At 67.6% G+C, this 16,884-nt stretch carries 21 protein-coding genes and 1 pseudogene; 11 read left to right on the top strand and 11 right to left on the bottom strand.

Translation table 11 applies throughout. From position 1 onward, the window contains the following. Positions 1-134 (top strand): annotated as a pseudogene (locus tag H0W38_RS03710) (IS5/IS1182 family transposase); the annotation flags it as partial. A 35-nt stretch (positions 135-169) separates the two neighbouring features. Here the strand turns inward: H0W38_RS03710 and H0W38_RS03705 are convergent. The 6 genes from H0W38_RS03705 to H0W38_RS03680 all read right to left on the bottom strand — a co-directional run bounded on the left by H0W38_RS03705 (position 170) and on the right by H0W38_RS03680 (position 4,831). Continuing rightward, positions 170-388, bottom strand: a complete 219-nt coding sequence (locus tag H0W38_RS03705; RefSeq protein WP_292451324.1) for an addiction module protein — start codon at positions 386-388, stop codon at positions 170-172. Continuing rightward, on the bottom strand, positions 327-527 hold the full coding sequence (locus H0W38_RS03700) for a hypothetical protein (RefSeq protein ID WP_292451326.1): 201 nt from the start codon (positions 525-527) through the stop codon (positions 327-329). Before H0W38_RS03700 ends, H0W38_RS03705 begins: the two co-directional genes overlap by 62 nt. Before the next feature lie 41 nt (positions 528-568). Continuing rightward, positions 569-1,768, bottom strand: coding sequence for a Fic family protein (locus H0W38_RS03695; protein ID WP_292451322.1), 1,200 nt, complete (start codon positions 1,766-1,768; stop codon positions 569-571). Between the two features lie 160 nt (positions 1,769-1,928). Continuing rightward, positions 1,929-3,365, bottom strand: coding sequence for an NAD(P)(+) transhydrogenase (Re/Si-specific) subunit beta (locus H0W38_RS03690; RefSeq protein WP_292451320.1), 1,437 nt, complete (start codon positions 3,363-3,365; stop codon positions 1,929-1,931). Further along, positions 3,362-3,685 carry an NAD(P) transhydrogenase subunit alpha gene (locus tag H0W38_RS03685; RefSeq protein ID WP_292444628.1) on the bottom strand — a complete coding sequence of 108 codons (324 nt, stop codon included), beginning with the start codon at positions 3,683-3,685 and terminating at the stop codon, positions 3,362-3,364. Before H0W38_RS03685 ends, H0W38_RS03690 begins: the two co-directional genes overlap by 4 nt. A 12-nt stretch (positions 3,686-3,697) precedes the next feature. Continuing rightward, on the bottom strand, positions 3,698-4,831 hold the full coding sequence (locus H0W38_RS03680; RefSeq protein WP_292451318.1) for a Re/Si-specific NAD(P)(+) transhydrogenase subunit alpha: 1,134 nt from the start codon (positions 4,829-4,831) through the stop codon (positions 3,698-3,700). 75 nt (positions 4,832-4,906) lie between these two features. On the opposite strand from H0W38_RS03680, the gene H0W38_RS03675 reads away from it, so the two are divergent. Then, the gene (locus tag H0W38_RS03675) at positions 4,907-5,398 is read left to right on the top strand and encodes an NUDIX hydrolase (RefSeq protein ID WP_292451316.1); all 492 of its coding nucleotides are present in this window, start codon (positions 4,907-4,909) and stop codon (positions 5,396-5,398) included. Between the two features lie 5 nt (positions 5,399-5,403). After that, a complete protein-coding gene (gene mnmA / locus H0W38_RS03670) occupies positions 5,404-6,543 on the top strand; it encodes a tRNA 2-thiouridine(34) synthase MnmA (protein WP_292451314.1) in 1,140 nt (379 codons plus the stop codon). A 22-nt stretch (positions 6,544-6,565) separates the two neighbouring features. Here the strand turns inward: mnmA and H0W38_RS03665 are convergent, their stop codons facing one another. The 3 genes from H0W38_RS03665 to lplT form a co-directional block, all read right to left on the bottom strand. Then, positions 6,566-7,246, bottom strand: a complete 681-nt coding sequence (locus H0W38_RS03665) for a CAP domain-containing protein (protein ID WP_292451312.1) — start codon at positions 7,244-7,246, stop codon at positions 6,566-6,568. A gap of 130 nt (positions 7,247-7,376) precedes the next feature. Continuing rightward, a complete protein-coding gene (locus H0W38_RS03660; protein WP_292451310.1) occupies positions 7,377-8,282 on the bottom strand; it encodes a DMT family transporter in 906 nt (301 codons plus the stop codon). A gap of 102 nt (positions 8,283-8,384) precedes the next feature. Continuing rightward, positions 8,385-9,758, bottom strand: coding sequence for a lysophospholipid transporter LplT (gene lplT, locus H0W38_RS03655; RefSeq protein WP_292451308.1), 1,374 nt, complete (start codon positions 9,756-9,758; stop codon positions 8,385-8,387). A gap of 131 nt (positions 9,759-9,889) precedes the next feature. Here lplT and alr point away from each other — a divergent pair, with 131 nt between their 5' ends. The 6 genes from alr (at position 9,890) to H0W38_RS03625 (ending at position 14,596) form a co-directional block, all read left to right on the top strand. Beyond that, a complete protein-coding gene (gene alr / locus H0W38_RS03650; RefSeq protein WP_292451306.1) occupies positions 9,890-11,059 on the top strand; it encodes an alanine racemase in 1,170 nt (389 codons plus the stop codon). A 212-nt stretch (positions 11,060-11,271) separates the two neighbouring features. Then, entirely contained in the window at positions 11,272-11,526 is a 255-nt protein-coding gene (locus H0W38_RS03645; protein WP_292451303.1) for a GlsB/YeaQ/YmgE family stress response membrane protein, read from the top strand. 2 nt (positions 11,527-11,528) lie between these two features. Further along, the gene (locus H0W38_RS03640; RefSeq protein WP_292451301.1) at positions 11,529-12,053 is read left to right on the top strand and encodes a hypothetical protein; all 525 of its coding nucleotides are present in this window, start codon (positions 11,529-11,531) and stop codon (positions 12,051-12,053) included. Between the two features lie 76 nt (positions 12,054-12,129). Beyond that, positions 12,130-12,546, top strand: coding sequence for an alternative ribosome rescue aminoacyl-tRNA hydrolase ArfB (gene arfB, locus H0W38_RS03635; RefSeq protein ID WP_292451299.1), 417 nt, complete (start codon positions 12,130-12,132; stop codon positions 12,544-12,546). Positions 12,547-12,753: 207 nt separating this feature from the next. Continuing rightward, complete coding sequence (radA, locus tag H0W38_RS03630) at positions 12,754-14,118, top strand: DNA repair protein RadA (RefSeq protein ID WP_292451297.1); 1,365 nt, start codon at positions 12,754-12,756, stop codon at positions 14,116-14,118. Positions 14,119-14,182: 64 nt separating this feature from the next. Beyond that, complete coding sequence (locus tag H0W38_RS03625) at positions 14,183-14,596, top strand: hypothetical protein (protein ID WP_292451295.1); 414 nt, start codon at positions 14,183-14,185, stop codon at positions 14,594-14,596. Between the two features lie 14 nt (positions 14,597-14,610). Here the strand turns inward: H0W38_RS03625 and H0W38_RS03620 are convergent, their stop codons facing one another. Then, entirely contained in the window at positions 14,611-15,207 is a 597-nt protein-coding gene (locus tag H0W38_RS03620) for a PEP-CTERM sorting domain-containing protein (protein ID WP_292451293.1), read from the bottom strand. Positions 15,208-15,440: 233 nt separating this feature from the next. On the opposite strand from H0W38_RS03620, the gene H0W38_RS03615 reads away from it, so the two are divergent. Next, positions 15,441-16,364, top strand: a complete 924-nt coding sequence (locus H0W38_RS03615; protein ID WP_292451291.1) for a branched-chain amino acid transaminase — start codon at positions 15,441-15,443, stop codon at positions 16,362-16,364. A gap of 88 nt (positions 16,365-16,452) precedes the next feature. Then, entirely contained in the window at positions 16,453-16,659 is a 207-nt protein-coding gene (locus H0W38_RS03610; protein WP_292451289.1) for a zinc-finger domain-containing protein, read from the top strand. Positions 16,660-16,690: 31 nt separating this feature from the next. On the opposite strand, the gene H0W38_RS03605 is transcribed toward H0W38_RS03610, so the two are convergent. Continuing rightward, a partial coding sequence (locus H0W38_RS03605; RefSeq protein WP_292451288.1) for a DUF3455 domain-containing protein occupies positions 16,691-16,884 on the bottom strand: 194 nt, incomplete at its 5' end.

Raw genomic sequence — 16,884 nt, 5'->3', positions numbered from 1 at the left:
GCAACGAAGTCGAGCGACTGTTCCGCCGACTCAAGGGCTATCGTCGCATCTTCTCTCGCTTCGAGAAGCTCGATGTGATGTTCCTCGGCTTCATCAGCTTCGCGCTGATCGCGGATGGACTGCGGTTATGTTAACAGACCCTAGGCCGCCTCGGCGAACTCGATGCGCATCAGAGCCCGAGGTCCTTCTTGACTTCGTCCCAGGGGATGGCGCGCATCTCGCCGGACTCGATGGCGTCTACTCGACGCTCGATCTCCGCGTTCCAGGCGGCATCGACATCCGGGTCGCTTTCCACCAGCGACGCGAGGATGCGCTCGAGCAATCGCTCACGATCGTCTGCCGACAGGCGCGAGGCTTGCGCAGCGATGTCTTCGACATTGGGGTTCATGGTCGGCGGACAGGTGCTGTGCGGAGTTGTTTCTTGCATGAAGCTTCTGCCAGATCGCAGTCGCCACGAAGTTTCCTCTGCCGAACACCTCATCCATCAACACCTTGAGGTAGTGCCCCTCGTTGTCGTCGATGGTCACCCAGATCGACCCGTCCTCGCTCAACAGCTCGCGCAGCAACTTCAGGCCGGGTCGCTGCCTGTCACCAACGGCGCGGCAAAAGGGTGCGCGACCATCGCGTCCAGCGCGTCCTGGTGGAACAGATCGAGGTACGGCTGGTAGCGCCACAGACGATTGCGTTCGTAGCCGGTCAGCTCACGCAGCCAGCCACGGGCCTCGAAGTCGCGCACCAGCTTGGCCGCGGTCGGGAAGGTGCAGGCGAGGGCCTGCGCCACCTTGTTGACCGAGATCGTGGGCTGCCGGTACAGCGTATCCAGCAAAACCAGTGCCTTGGCGTTCTTGGCAACTTGGGCCCGATGCGCCTCGCGCAGCGCCACGATGTCGCGTGCGGTCTGCGTGGCCACGCGCGCGGTGACGCTCACGCCACGCAGGAAGAAAGCCAGCCAGGGCTCCCAGTGGCCCTGATGGCGAAAGGCGGTGAGCCGGTCGTAGTACTCGGCGCGATGCGCCTTGAGGTAGAGCGACAAATACAGCAAGGGCCGCGAGAGCGCGCCGTCTTCGCACAGCATCAGCGTGATCAGCAGGCGGCCGACACGGCCGTTGCCGTCGAGGAAGGGGTGAATGGTCTCGAACTGCGCATGCGCCAGGCCACAGCGCACCAGCAGCGGCACCGTGGACCGGGCCTCATGCAAAAAGAGTTCGAGCGCGCCGAGCGTGTTCATCAACTCGTGCGGCGGCGGCGGCACGAAGGCGGCGGTGGCCAGGGTGCTGCCTTGCCCGCCGATCCAGTTTTGCGAAGTGCGGAACTCGCCCGGCGACTTGTCGCCGCCGCGCACGCCTTGCATCAACTCGGCATGTATCTCGCGCAGCAAGCGCAGCGACAAGGGCAAATCGGCGAGGCGCGCCAAGCCATGGTTCATCGCGCGCACATAGTTGACGACCTCTTCCACGTCCTTGGGCGTGTTGTCGCGCAATGCATCGGCCTCGTAAGCGAGCACGTCTTCGAGCGTGCTCTGCGTGCCTTCGATCTGGGACGACAGCACGGCCTCGTGGCGAACGTACATGGCCACGAACAGATCGGGATTGGGGAGCAGCGAGGCGATGGCGTCGAGACGGGCCAGGTCGCGGTCTGCGGTGGACAGTAGGGTCTGCAACTCGCCGTCGTACGCGACGGCGGGGTCGGGAGGCAAGGGCTCCGGCATGAAGGCCCTGTAGCCCGTCGATTGATGGATGTAGCGTCCGGCCCGTGCAGGAGAAGGCATCGTTTGTTTCTTTAACAAGACCGCAAAAGTTTAGCTCTTGTTAAAGAAAATCAACTGAAAATTTGACAAATTCAGACAAGCGCAGGCTTGTCAAAGTTTTCGGGTCGCCCAGATCTGTCGTTTCAACGGGGTCCTGGCGAGGCTTCGGCCGCCCGGCGCCTCACTCCACCGCCTTCACCATGTCCTCCACCACCTTCTTGGCATCGCCGAACACCATCATCGTCTTGTCCATGTAGAACAACTCGTTGTCCAGGCCCGCGTAGCCGGCCGCCATCGAACGCTTGTTGACGATCACGGTCTTGGCCTTGTAGGCCTCCAGGATGGGCATGCCGTAGATCGCCGTGCCCTTGGTCAGGGCGGCCGGGTTCACCACGTCGTTGGCGCCCAGGATGATGGCCACGTCGGCCTGCGCGAACTCGCCGTTGATGTCTTCCATCTCGAACACCTGGTCGTAGGGCACCTCGGCCTCGGCCAGCAGCACGTTCATGTGGCCCGGCATGCGCCCGGCCACCGGGTGGATCGCGTACTTGACCTTCACGCCCTTGTGGGTGAGCTTCTCGGCGAGTTCGTTGACGGCGTGCTGGGCGCGCGCCACCGCCAGGCCGTAGCCCGGCACGATGATCACGGTCTCCGCGTTGCTGAGCATGTAGGCGGCGTCGTCGGCGCTGCCGCTCTTGACCGGCCGCGCCTCCCCCGTGCCCGCCGCAGCGGCCGTAGCGTCGCCCCCGAACCCGCCCAGGATCACGTTGAAGAACGATCGGTTCATTGCCTTGCACATGATGTAGCTCAGGATCGCCCCGGAGCTGCCGACGAGCGAGCCGGCAATGATCAGCATGCTGTTGTTGAGCGAAAAGCCGATGCCCGCCGCCGCCCAGCCCGAGTAGCTGTTGAGCATGCTCACCACCACCGGCATGTCGGCGCCGCCGATGGGAATGATGATCAGCACGCCCATCACGAAGGCCAGCAGCAGCATCGCGAAGAAGGCCGTCCAGTTCTCGGTGAAGGTGAAGATCAGGCCCAGCGCCAGCATCGCCAGCCCCAGGATCAGGTTGAGCTTGTGCTGCCCGTCGAAGCTGACCGGCGCCCCCTGGAACAGCCGGAACTTGTACTTGCCCGAGAGCTTGCCGAAAGCGATGACCGAGCCGCTGAAGGTGACGGCGCCGATGGCCGCGCCGAGAAAAAGCTCCAGCCGGTTGCCTGCGGGAATGGGCTCGCCCTGCCCCACGATGCCGAAGGCATAAGGCTCGGCCACGGCCGCGATGGCGATGAACACCGCCGCCAGGCCGATCATGCTGTGCATGAACGCCACCAGCTCCGGCATCTTGGTCATCTCGACCCGCTTGGCCATGAGCGTGCCTGCGGCGCCGCCGACGACCAGCGCGGCCAGCACATAGCCCAGCCCCGAGGCGGCGCTCTGCCCGGCCTGGCCGGCCAGGGTGACGATCAGTGCGGCCGTGGTGAGGATGGCGATGGCCATGCCGGCCATGCCGAACACGTTGCCGCGGATCGAGGTGGTGGGATGCGAGAGGCCCTTGAGCGCCTGAATGAAGCAGATGCTGGCCACCAGGTACAGCAGCGTGACGAGATTCAGACTCATTGCGTGCCTTCCTTCGCCACGGCGATCTTCCGGTCCTTCTTCTTGAACATTTCGAGCATTCGCCGCGTCACCAGAAAGCCGCCGAAGACGTTGACCGCCGCGAGCGCCACCGCGAGCACGCCCATGGTCTTGCCCAGGCCGGTGACGGTGAGCGCCGCAGCGAGCATGGCGCCGACGATGACAATGGCCGAGATGGCGTTGGTCACCGCCATCAGCGGCGTGTGCAGCGCCGGGGTGACGGTCCACACGACGTGGTAGCCGACGTAGATGGCCAGCACGAAGATGATGAGATTGAGGATGGTCGGGGAGATGAGGTCCATGGTCCGCTCCGGTCAGTTGCGCAGCACTTGACCGCCCTGGCACATCAGGCAGGCCTTGACGATGTCGTCTTCGAGGTCGATCTTGAGCGCCGCGGCGTCCTTCTCGAGCACGAGCTTGAGGAAGTCGAGGACGTTGCGCGCGTAGAGCGCGCTCGCGTCGGCCCCGACCAGGGCCGGCAGGTTCGTCTCGCCGACCAGGGTGACGCCGTGCTTGATGACGGTCTTGTCGGCCTCGGTGAGCGGGCAGTTGCCACCGACGCCATCGGCCGCCTTGCCGGCCGCCAGATCGACCAGCACGGAGCCAGGCTTCATGGCCTTGACCATGTCTTCGGTCACCAGCGTCGGCGCGGCGCGGCCGGGGATCAGCGCGGTGGCGATGACGATGTCGGCGGCGGCCACGCGCTTGGCCACCTCGACCTTCTGGCGCTCCAGCCAACTGGGCGGCATCGGCTTGGCGTAACCGCCCACGCCCTCGGCCGCTTCCTTCTCCTCGGCCGTCTCGTAGGGCACGTCAATGAACTTGGCGCCGAGCGACTCGACCTGCTCCTTGACCGAAGGCCGCACGTCGCTGGCCTCGATCACCGCCCCCAGCCGCTTGGCGGTGGCGATGGCCTGCAGGCCGGCCACGCCCACGCCGAGGATGACCACGCGCGCCGCCTTGACGGTGCCGGCCGCCGTCATCAGCATGGGAAAAAAGCGCTGGTACTTGTCGGCCGCGACCATCACGGCCTTGTAGCCGGCAATGTTCGCCTGCGAGGACAGCACGTCCATGCTCTGCGCGCGCGTGGTGCGGGGCGCGGCTTCGAGCGCGAAGGCGGTGATGTGAGCATCGGCCAACAACTGCAGGCCCAGGCGGTCGAAGGGGTTGAGCATGCCGACCAGTGCTGCGCCCGGCTTCATCTGACTGCGTTCGGTGTCCGAGGGCGAGCGCAGCTTGAGCACCAGCTCGCAGCCCAGGGCGGTGGCCGCATCGACGATCTCCGCGCCGGCGGCCGCATAGGCCTCGTCGGTCACGCTGGCCGCGACCCCGGCGCCCGACTGCACGGCAAGGGTGTGCCCCTGCGCCTTCAGCTTCTTCGCGGTTTCTGGGGTGACGGCAACGCGGGTCTCGCCCGCCGCCGTCTCGCGCGGGATGCCGATGCGCATGAGCTCTCCTGTCGGTCTGTTCGTTCGGAGGCGGAGCTTACACAATCGACAAGCGCGTGCCGATACGATCGCGCCATGAGACAACGATGGAAACCCGCGGTGACCGTGGCGGCGGTGATCGAGCAGGACGGCCGCTTCCTTCTGGTGGAAGAAGAAACGCCCGAGGGCCTGCGCCTCAATCAGCCGGCGGGCCACCTCGATCCGGGCGAGTCGCTGCTCGAGGCGGTGGTGCGCGAGGTGCTGGAGGAAACCGCCTGCGTCTTCACGCCGACGGCGCTGCTCGGCATCTACATGTCGCGCTTCATCCGCAGTGCGCGCAAGCAGGACGTGACCTATCTGCGCTTCAGCTATTGCGGCACGGTGAGCGGGCCCGAGCCCGGCCGCCGGCTCGACCACGGCATCGTGCGCACGGTGTGGATGACGCCCGAGGAAATCCGTGCGGCGAGCGACCGCCACCGCAGCCCGGCGCTGCAGAAGAACGTCGATGACTTCCTCGCCGGCGTGCGGCACCCGGTCTCGGCGGTCTACACGGACCCCGGCCTCTACGACCCGGTAGAAAAATCCTGAACCCGATGAAGGCGAATGGCAACAGCGCGCGGGTGGTGGTCGGCCTGAGCGGCGGCGTGGACTCGGCGGTGAGCGCCTGGCTGCTCAAGGAGCAGGGCTTCGAGGTGGTGGGCCTGTTCATGAAGAACTGGGAGGACGATGACGACGACGAACACTGCACCTCGCGCCAGGACTTCCTCGATGCCGCCAGCGTGGCCGACGTGCTCGGCATCGAGATCGAGCATGTGAATTTCGCGGCCGAATACAAGGACCGTGTGTTCGCCGAATTCCTGCGCGAGTACGACGCCGGACGCACACCCAACCCTGACGTGCTGTGCAACGCCGAGATCAAGTTCAAGGCCTTTCTCGACCACGCGATCCGGCTGGGAGCCGAGAAGATCGCAACAGGTCACTACGCAAGAGTTCGCCAACGCGACGGCGAGTTTGAATTGCTCAAGGGCCTGGACGCGAGCAAGGACCAGAGCTATTTCCTGCACCGCCTGACGCAGGCACAGCTCGCGCGCACGCTGTTTCCGGTGGGAGAGCTGCCCAAGACCGAGGTGCGGCGGCTCGCGGCGCAGATCGGACTGGCCAACGCCGCCAAAAAGGATTCGACCGGCATCTGCTTCATCGGCGAGCGGCCCTTCCGGGAGTTCCTGAACCGCTATCTGGCCAACAAACCCGGGCCGATCAAGGACGATCGAGGCCGCACGCTCGGTGAGCACGTGGGGCTTTCGTTCTACACGCTGGGCCAGCGCAAGGGCATCGGCATCGGTGGCGTGAAGGACCGCGGTGCGGCGCGTGGCACGTCGGGGAGCGCTGCGCGCGGCGCAGGCCATCACGCGCCCTGGTTCGCGGCGCGCAAGGAAATGGCGACAAACACGCTGCGCGTGGTTCAGGGCCACGACCATCCCTGGCTGCAGTCGATGCAGCTCGAAGCCGACGATGCCAGCTGGATCGCCGGCCAGCCGCCCACTGCGGGCGCGCTGGCGGCGAAGACGCGCTACCGCCAGGCCGATGCCCCCTGCCAGCTAAGCCATGCCGGCAGCGCCGAGTTCACACTGCAGTTCTCCTTGCCGCAATGGGCCGCGACGCCGGGGCAGTCGGCCGTGCTTTACGACGGCGAGGTCTGTCTGGGCGGCGGCGTGATCGCCGCCGCTTCGTAATTTCCCGCCGGGAATCGGCTGCTCAGCGCGGTCGCGCCAGCACCTGGGTCCAGTAGATACGGTAAACGCTGCCGTTGTCGCGAGCGCAGGCCAGCGCCATCTCGGTGTAGTTGCGGTTCATCAGATTGGCGCAATGGCCGGAACTTTCCATCCAGCCGTCGACCACGGCCTGCACCGAGCCGTAACCCGCCGCAATGTTCTCGCCCACGCCCGACCAGACGTAGCCGGCCGCTCCGACGCGGTCGCTCAAGCTGCGGCCGTCCAAGCTGGTGTGCGAAAAATAGTTCTGCGTCGCCATGTCGAGGCTGTGGCCGTATGCCGCCTGGGCCAATTGCGCCTGCCAGCGCAGCGCCGGGGCAGCGGGGAAGGAGCGCCCGCCACAGCTCGCGCCCGCCGCCCGCCGCGCGTTGACCAGGCGCAGCGCTTCGGCCTGGAAGTCCGGCAAACCGCAGGTCATCGCAGCGGGCACGGTGCCGCTCGCAGTGCCAGTGCCAGTGCCAGTGCCAGTGCCAGCGTCGTTGTCGTTGCCCACTTCGGCACCGTTGTTCGCCCCGGCATTCGAGTCGTCCCCGGCATCCTGTGCCGGGCCCGCAGCGGCAGCATCGGCCGTGTCGCCACCACCACCGCCACCGCCACCGCAAGCCTGCAGTACCAGAACGCCCGCCAGCACAAGGGCAGCGGCAAAAGGGTGAGGGTGTTTCATCGGCGGTGCGGAGCGCGGCTCCGGGTACTACGGGAGCCGGAGCATGCCGTCGCCGCCGACCGTCAGGCATGACAAAGTGCAACGCCAACGACTGTCTTGTGACACGCCGCGTGCCGCCGGCACGCTCCCTTCAGCGAGGATGCGGCGGCTCCAGCGCCGAAAGCAACGCCGCCGCGACGATCAGCGCGCCGCCGAGCAGCATGTGCGGCGTCACGACCTCGTTGCCGAGCCACACGGCGGAGGCCGCGGCGAACACCACTTCGGTCAGCATCACCACCGCCGTGACATTCGCGCGCAGCCGCGTAGCGCCGTATTGCAGCGCGAGGTTGGCGATCAGGAAACCGCCCGTCAGTGCGAGCGCGACCATCACCCAGGCCGTGCGCGGCGCCGGGGGCAGCGGCACGGCGCCGGCAGCGCTCAGCACGGCGGCCAGCAGGCCCGCCACCAGCACGCCGCCGAGGAACATGGCCAGCGCGCGTGCCTCCTGCGGCCGGTGCGCTTCGCGCCGCAGCATCACGTTGTTGAGCGCAAAGAAGAAGCCGCCGGCAATGCCCAGGAAATCCGCCAGACCCGAGGGCCAGGGCCAGCCGGCGTCGGGCGGTTTGAGCACGATGGCCGCGCCCGCCAGCGCCAGCAGGATGCGCAGCGCCGCCCAGCGATTGAGCCTTTCCTTCAGCAGCAGCCGGGCGAGCAGCACGGTCCACAGCGGCATCAGATAGAAAAGCAGCACCACGCGCACCACGTCGCCGATGCTCACGGCCCAGTTGAATGCCGCGTTGGTGCTACCGGCTGCCAGCACCAGCACCCACAGGACAGGCGCGCGCCACACTTGGCCGAAAGCCTGCGGCCACCGGGCGCCGATCACCATCACGGCGAGCGCATACACCAGCGCCGTGGCCCACAGCGGGTGCAGGCCCTGCGCCTGCAGGAAACGAAGCGGCCACCACGACACGCCCCACACGAAGGCATTCAAGGTGAGCGCCAGCACGGCCAGTCCCGGCGCCGCCGCCGCGACCGGCAGGAGTCGGGCATTCATGACGCGCTCCGGGCAATGATCGCGGCGTGCAACGACCGTGCTCGTCCGATATTGCGCAATGAAGCGGAGCGTCGCAGCGCGTTCAACGCGAAGGCACGTCGATCAGTGCGGATCGCGCCGCGCGATGTCGAGCAGGCGATCGACTTCGGCCCGGTGGCGCACCCGGTTGTCCCGGTGCCAGCGCTGGATCAGCCACATCACGCCGGCCACGAGGATGCCGAAGATGGTGATGGCGCCGAAGGCCGACAGGCCGAAGCGCGTCATCCCCGTGTAGAACGCGCCCAGCCCGAGAATGCAGGCCTGCTCGTTGAAGTTCTGCACGGCGATCGAACGGCCGGCGCCCATCAGGTTGTGGCCGCGGTGTTGCAGCAGCGCGTTCATGGGCACCACCAGAAAGCCGCCCAGCCCGCCCAACGCGATCAGGAAGGGCGCTGCCACCCAGACGTTGTCGATGAAGTTCATGGCGATGATGAGCACGCCCATCGCGATGCCCAGCGGGATCACGCTGGTGGCCTGGTCCAGCCGCATGCGCACCGAAGCCAGGATCGCGCCGAACGCAGTACCGATGGCGACCACGCCCACCAGCGACGAGGCCTGCGTCGTCCCATAGCCGAGGGCTGCCGCGCCCCAGGCCAGCACGATGTAGCGCAGGTTGCCCGACACGCCCCAGAACAGCGTCGTCGTGGCCAGCGAGATCTGCCCCAGCTTGTCGCCCCACAGGCGCGAGTTGCAGCGCGAGAAGTCGCGGACCAGGCCGGGCACGCTGTGCGCGAAGGGCTGCAGCGGCGCCTCGGTGCGCGGGATGTAGAGGTTGAACACGGCCGCAACGACGTAGAGCAAGGCCAGCGCCACGATCGCCACGTCGATGATCGACGCATCCGGCATAGTCAGGCTCGTGATGAACTCCGCGCACTGATAAAGAGGGGCGGCCACGGCCAGCACCGCGAACAGCACTGCCCCGCCGATCGAGTCGAGGCTGCTCGCCGCCGTCATCAGGCGGAAATCGGTCAACCGCTCGGTGAGGTTGACCGAGACCAGTTGCCCGCCGAGCACCACGCCCAGGATGATCGAGCCGATGGTCAGGCCTTCGATCCAACCATTGGCCTTGACCAGTTGCGAAGGCGGCAACAGCTCGGTGAGGATGCCGTACTTGGCTGGTGAATAGGCAGCAGCGCCGAGGCCGACGATGGCGTAGGAGATCAGCGGATGGCTGCCGAACAGCATCATCATGCAGCCGACCACCTTGACCAGATTGGCGACGAACATCACCCGGCCCTTGGGCACCGCGTCGGCGAAGGCCCCGACGAAGGGCGCCAGCACCACGTAGAACAGCGCGAACATCGGCACCAGCGCGGCGCGTTGCCATTCGGGTTGGCCTGAAGTCCTGAGCAGCTCCACCGCGGCAACGAACAGTGCGTTGTCGGCCAGCGAGCTGAAGAACTGCGCCGACATGATGGTGTAGAAGCCTTTTTTCATGCGCCTTTCTGCACCTGCTCGAGCGGTCGGCCGGCCCGGCTGCATGCTGGGCGAGCGCTGCATGCCGGGTCGGCGCGGGTTATAGCATGGGGGTTGCGGCCGAACCGTTTCTCACACACGTCTCACGCACCATGCCCCGACCGATCGAAGCGCTGATCCACACCGACGCCCTGGCTCACAACCTGGCGCGCGCGCGCGCCGAGCTCGCCGGTGCGCGGCTGTGGGCGGTGGTCAAGGCCAACGCCTACGGCCATGGCATCGCACGCGCGTATGCGGGGCTGCGCGCGGCCGACGGCTTCGCGCTGCTCGATCTGGCCGAAGCCCAGACCTTGCGCGAGCTGGGTTGGCGCGGCCCGATCCTGCTGCTCGAAGGCGCCTTCGAGCCGCGCGACCTGGAGCTGTGTTCGCGCCTGGGCTTGTGGCACACCGTGCACTGCGAGGCGCAGATCGACTGGCTGGCGATGCACAAGACCAAGGCGCCGCACCGCGTCTTCCTCAAGCTCAACAGCGGCATGAACCGGCTCGGCTTCACGCCGCAAGCCTTTCGCTCGGCCTGGACGCGACTGGAGGCCTTGCCGCAGGTGGACGAGGTGTCGCTGATGACCCACTTCTCCGACGCCGATGCCCACCCCGACGCCGACACCTCGAAGCCCGGGGTGCGCGCCATCGACCGCCAGCTGCAGGTCTTCACCGAGACGACGCGCGATCTGCCCGGCGAGCGTAGCCTGGCCAACAGTGCCGCGACGCTGCGCCACGCAAGCGATGCGCAGGTGCGCGCCGACTGGGTTCGCGCCGGCATCCTGCTCTACGGCTCGGCGCCCGACTATCCGGCGCACGACACCCGGCACTGGGATCTGCATCCGACGATGACGCTGCGCTCGAAGCTTATCGCGGTGCAGCAGCTGCAGGCCGGCGACACGGTCGGCTACGGCAGCCGCTACACGGCCCACGCTGCGATGCGCATCGGCGTGGTCGCCTGCGGCTATGCCGACGGCTATCCACGTCACGCGCCGGGTACGCACGAGGAGGGCACGCCGGTGCTGGTGGAGGGCGTGCGCACGCGGCTGGTCGGGCGGGTCTCGATGGACATGGTGACCGTCGACCTGACGCCGGTGCCGCACGCCGGGCCGGGCAGTGAAGTCACGCTGTGGGGCCAGGGCCCCTCGGTGGACGGCAGGGCGAGCGTGTTGCCAATCGACGAGGTGGCGCATGCCGCCGGCACCCTCGGCTACGAGCTGATGTGTGCGCTGGCGGCACGCGTGCCGGTGCGCACCGAGGGCGAGGCGGGCAAGGCTGCTTGAAGGTTCGAGTCGCCGTTGCCACAGCGGTGCGGCCGATCGCCGCTGCCGATGCCTCGATCTCGGGGCCGGGGCCGGGGCCGGGGCCGGGGCCGGAGCCGGAGCCGGAGCCGGGATCGAGGCCCGGGCCGCGGCGGTTCGCCGCGTCACACTCCGTCGGCCTCGCGCTGACTATGATGTGTCGAACTCTTCCATTCCCCCACAAGGAGCACCGCATGGGCATCATTTCCACCATCATCGTCGGGCTGATCGTCGGCGCTCTCGCGCGTCTTCTGATGCCGGGCGACCAGAAGATGGGCTGGATCCTGACCTGCCTGCTCGGCATTGCCGGCGCCTTCATGGCCGGCTACGTGGGCCAGGCGATGGGCTGGTACACGGTGGGGCAACCGGTGGGCTGGATCGCCTCGGTGGTCGGCGCCTTCGTGCTGCTGTTCGTCTTCGAGAAGGTGCGCGGCTCCAGCAAGAGCTAGCCATGCGACCCGAACTCGTCCGACCCCCTGGCGCCATCGGTGCGGATGCCGTCGCCCGCGATTGCCGGCGGCTGGTGCGTCGACAGGCGCTCAAGGCGGCCGGCGTGTCGGCCTTGCCGGTGGCGGGCGTGGACCTGTTCATCAACGGCAAGCTGCTCGCCTCGACCATCGAGCAGATCAGCGCCGCCCATGGCCTGGCGCCGGGCCAGCTCGCGCAGCTGCCGGCGGCGCTGCGCAACCAAGTCGACGATCTGACGCAGGAGATCGGCAGCTACCTGATCGGCCGGGTGATCACGCAAGGCGCTCTGTTCACGGCGCTGCGCGCGATCGGACTGAGGGTCGGCGCGCAACAGGCCGCCAAGCTGGCGCCGATCGCCGGGCTGGCGGCGTCGGCGGCGCTGTCGGGATGGATGTTCAAGCGCCTGTGCGACCGCCACATTGCCCAGTGCCAACAGGTTCGCGCGGCGCTGCCGCAGCTGCCGGCCCCCGCCCCGGTGCTCGCGCTCGCGCCGCCCGTGCCCGGGTGAGTCCGGCGCAGGGCCGCCGCTTCAAGGCGGACTCCGCCCCCTCGGGGGGCAGGAGCGCAGCGATGTGGGGGTCGTCATGAACCTGGCCGAACGCCTGCGCGTCCTGCTCGAGCGCGAAGCAGAGTTCAGCGCAGTGCGGGCGCAGGGAGCGGGCGGGCAGAACGTCAACAAGGTGTCAAGCGCGGTGCACCTGCGCTTCGACGTGCCGGCCTCGAGCCTGCCCGAGGCGCACAAGGCGCGGCTGCTGGCGATTCGCGATCAGCGCCTGAGCGGCGAAGGCGTGATCGTCATCAAGGCGCAGGAAGAACGTACGCAGGCGCGCAACCGGGCCGACGCGCTGCAGCGCCTGCTCGATCTGGTACTCAGCGTGGCCACGCCGCCCAAGCGCCGTGTCGCCACCCAGCCGACCTACGGTTCCAAGCAACGCCGCCTCGAAGGCAAGAGCGCGCGCAGCGGCGTCAAGCGCCAGCGCGGCAAGGTGACCGACCTCTGAAATGAAGCGGGGCTGCCCTGCGGTGTTGGCTCCTTCTCCCGCTCGCGGGAGAAGGCGGGGGATGAGGTGCTGCACGAAGCGCGGTGGAGCAGGCGATGTGAGCCCGCAGCGTCTTGTGGCCGGCAACGCACCGCCGGTGCCTTGGCCAGCGCAACGGCTGCCGCGATCGGCCGTCTTCATGCGGCAGGCCGGCGGCGACAATGCCGCATGGCAAAGGAAAAGATCGTCTACACCTGCACCGAATGCGGCGGCACGAGCCCCAAGTGGCTGGGCAAGTGCCCCGCCTGCAATGCCTGGAACACGCTCGAAGAAGGCGTGGCCGAGCCCGCCTCGGCGACGAAGCACCGCTTCCAGTCGCTCGCAAAAAGCCTGCCGGTGGCCACGCTCAGCGAGATCGACGCGGCCGACATGGCGCGCACTCCCACCGGGCTCGAGGAGCTGGACCGCGTGCTCGGCGGCGGCATCGTCGCGGGCGGCGTGGTGCTGATCGGTGGCGACCCGGGCATCGGCAAGAGCACCCTGTTGCTGCAGGCCGCCGACGCGATGAGCACGCAGATGAAGGTGCTCTACGTCACGGGCGAAGAAAGCGGCGCGCAGATTGCGCTGCGCGCGCGCCGGCTCGGCCTGGACGGCTCGGGCGTGCGCGTGCAGGCCGAGATCCAGCTCGAACGCATCCAGGCAACGCTCGCCGCCGAGGAACCGGCGTTCTGCGTGATCGACTCCATCCAGACGGTGTACTCCGACCAGCTCACCTCGGCGCCCGGCTCGGTGGCGCAGGTGCGCGAATGCGCCGCACAGCTCACTCGGACCGCCAAGGCCAGTGGCACGACCATCGTGCTGGTCGGTCATGTCACCAAGGAAGGCGCGATCGCCGGGCCGCGCGTGCTGGAGCACATCGTCGACACCGTGCTGTATTTCGAGGGCGACACGCACAGCAGCTTTCGGCTGGTGCGCGCGATCAAGAACCGCTTCGGCGCGGTCAACGAGATCGGCGTGTTCGCGATGACCGAGCGCGGCCTGAAGGGCGTGTCGAACCCGAGCGCGATCTTTCTCTCCACGCATGCCGAGCCGGTGCCCGGCTCGTGCGTGATGGTCACGCTCGAAGGCACGCGGCCGTTGCTGGTCGAGATCCAGGCGCTGGTCGACAGCGGCGGGCCCAGTCCGCGGCGCCTCTCGGTGGGCCTGGACCGTGACCGCCTGGCCATGCTGCTGGCGGTGCTGCACCGCCATGCCGGCATCGCCTGCATGGACCAGGACGTGTTCGTCAATGCAGTCGGCGGCGTGCGCATCAGCGAGCCGGCCGCTGACCTGGCGGTGATGCTGGCGATCCAGAGCAGCCTGCGCGGCAAGCCGCTGCCGCGCGGCTTCCTCGCCTTCGGCGAGGTCGGCCTGGCCGGCGAAGTGCGGCCCGCGCCGCGCGGGCAGGAACGGCTCAAGGAAGCCGCCAAGCTCGGCTTCAGCGTCGCGGTGGTGCCCAAGGCCAATGCCCCGAAGAAGGCGATCGAGGGCTTGACGATTCATGCGGTCGAGCGCGTCGAGCAGGCGGTCGATCTTTTGCGGGAGTTGACGTGAGCCCCTGGGTGTGTGTGCGAGTGCAGTCCGGTGCGCCCGACCGGGCACGATCGGCGATGCGCCGATGAGAGCCTCGATCGGTTGGGCCTTGGCCGCAGCGGCCGTGGCCGCGGGTTATTTCAGCTACGGCTGGCCGGGCGTGGCCCTGGCCTTCACCGTCATCGTGTTCTGGCTGCTGCTGCAGTTCAGCCGCGCGATGCGCACCATGCAGCGCGCCGGCCGCTCACCGGTGGGGCAGGTCAAGAGCGCCGTGATGCTGAACTCGAAGCTACGCGTTGGCATGACCATGCTCGAGATCCTGCCGCTGACGGGCAGCCTCGCCCAGCCGGTCGAAGGCATGGAGGAAACCTTCCGCTGGCGTGACGCGGGCGGTGCCGGCGTGCGCCTTGAATTTGCGAGCGGACGGCTGAAGTCATGGATCCTCGAGCGTGGATCGGCGGCCTTGCCCTCGCCCGCGGGCGACAAGCCCTCGTCATGACGAGGGGCGCGCGTTCAGTCGGCCCGGCGGCGACGGGCCATGAACCCGAGCATGCCCAGGCCGGCGAGCATCAGCGCGTAGGTGCTGGGCTCGGGTACGGGGGCGGTCGGAACGGTCACCAAGCTTTCGCTGAATCCGTTCACCAGGGATCGAACGTGCACGCCTGCGAAGAGCGAACCGGCGTTGAAATCGCCCTCGGCACCGCCCGCGATCTGGAAGATCGCCGTTTCGCCGTTGTTGATGCCGTTGACCGGCTTGCCCCGCGCGTCGGAGTCGAACGCAAAGTCGGACGTGAAACCGACGGTGTTGCCGCCCGGCAGGCTGGGCGGGCTTGCGCCCAGAGCGAACGAGGTGCCGGCGCCGCCGAAGAAGGAGACGGAGACGCCCGGGTTCACGTCGAAATAAACCTCGGACACATAGCCGCTGCCACCGTTGGCGATGGAGAAGAACGACCCGTCGAAGCTCCACGACAAGCTCGATTCGGCTTGGCTGCACGAACCCGCCGAGTTGTTGGTGATGCAGCTGAACGAGCCCGAGGCAGCGTGCGCCGCGCTGGCCGCGAGGCCCCCGACGAGCGCCACGACGGCAATGAGTTGACGATTGAGTTTCATGAATTCCCTTGGTGATGATGAATCCGCGTCGCTCCTGTCCGGCGCTCTCCAGCGCCTCGATTGCACCGCGTTGAAGTAGAAGTTACCCAAAGGCTCCTGGTGCCGTAATCCCCGAACCGAGCGCTCGCCCCCCCTGATCCACGGGGCAGCAACCCGGCCCGCGACTGGCGAGGGTGCACCCGGCCCCGCACGTAAACTCGCTGTCCCAACGAACTCCCTGCGAGACGCACTCGATGTCGATGGAAGACCGCGACGGCAAGATCTGGATGGACGGCGAGCTCGTCGAGTGGCGCGACGCGAAGATCCACGTGCTGAGCCACACCCTGCACTACGGCTGCGGCGCCTTCGAGGGCGTGCGCGCTTACGACACCGCCCGCGGCACGGCGATCTTCCGCCTGCGTGAGCACACGGAGCGGCTCTTCAACAGCGCCAAGATCCTGCGCATGAAGATCCCCTTCACGCCGGAGCAGGTGATGGACGCGCAGCGCGCCGTGGTGCGCGAGAACAAGCTGCAGAGTTGCTACTTGCGCCCACTGGCCTGGATCGGCTCCGAAAAACTCGGCGTGAGCCCCAAGGGCAGTCGCATCCATCTCATGGTCGCCGCCTGGCCGTGGGGCGCCTACCTCGGCGAAGAAGGCATGGCGCGCGGCATCCGCGTCAAGACCTCGAGCTACACGCGCCACCACGTCAACATCACCATGACGCAGGCCAAGGCGGTGAGCAACTACACCAACTCCATCCTCGCCAACATGGAGGCCACCGACGACGGCTACGACGAGGCGCTGCTCCTCGACGCCTCGGGCTTCGTGAGCGAAGGCGCGGGCGAGAACCTGTTCGTCGTCAAGGGCAAGGTGGTCTACACGCCCGATCTTTCGGCCGGCGCGCTCAACGGCATTACCCGCAACACCGTGTTCGCGATCTGCGAAGACCTCGGACTCAAGCTCGTGGAAAAACGAATCACGCGCGACGAGGTCTACATCGCCGACGAGGCCTTCTTCACCGGTACCGCCGCCGAAGTCACGCCGATTCGCGAGCTCGACCGCATCGAGATCGGCCTGGGTTCGCGCGGGCCGATCACCGAGAAGATCCAGTCCGCCTTCTTCGACATCGTGAACGGCCGCAATCCGAAGTACGCCGAATGGCTGACCTCGGTATGAGCCGCGCTGCTGCCATGACCGTGTCGGGGCGCCCCAAGCGCTCATGCTCCCGCTCGGCGGGACGGCGCGCAACGCCCAGGGTGGACGAATGACGACCGAAGCCCCTGCCACCGTCGAAGTCACCGCCCGGGACCTGCAAGGCCCCGGCGTTGTGTTCTGCCCCAACCCCAAGATGCCGCTGTGGAGCACGCATCCCCGCGTGTTCATCGACGTGGCGGCGCACGGCGAAGGCAAGTGCCCATACTGCGGCACGCTCTACCGGCTGAAGGCCGGCGAGGCGCCCCGCGCGCACTGAGCAGGGCCGCAGCCGGCCCTCGGGTGAACGTTCAGCGGGTATAGAAGACGTAATCGGCCGAGTAGTCGACGATCTTCTTTTCGCCCTTGTTCGCCATCGCGCAAGCCGCCGCCGGTGCCACGCCGCCCTTCGTGTTCAGGCGCTGGATGGAGCTCACCTTGCTCATCGCGCCGCTGCCCATGGCACCCTCGGTCTTGACGAGTTGCAGCGGGATGTTGCCGCTCG

Source organism: Methylibium sp. (assembly GCF_013817365.1).
Lineage (GTDB): Bacteria > Pseudomonadota > Gammaproteobacteria > Burkholderiales > Burkholderiaceae_C > Methylibium.
This window is presented reverse-complemented; position numbering and strand designations above follow the sequence as displayed.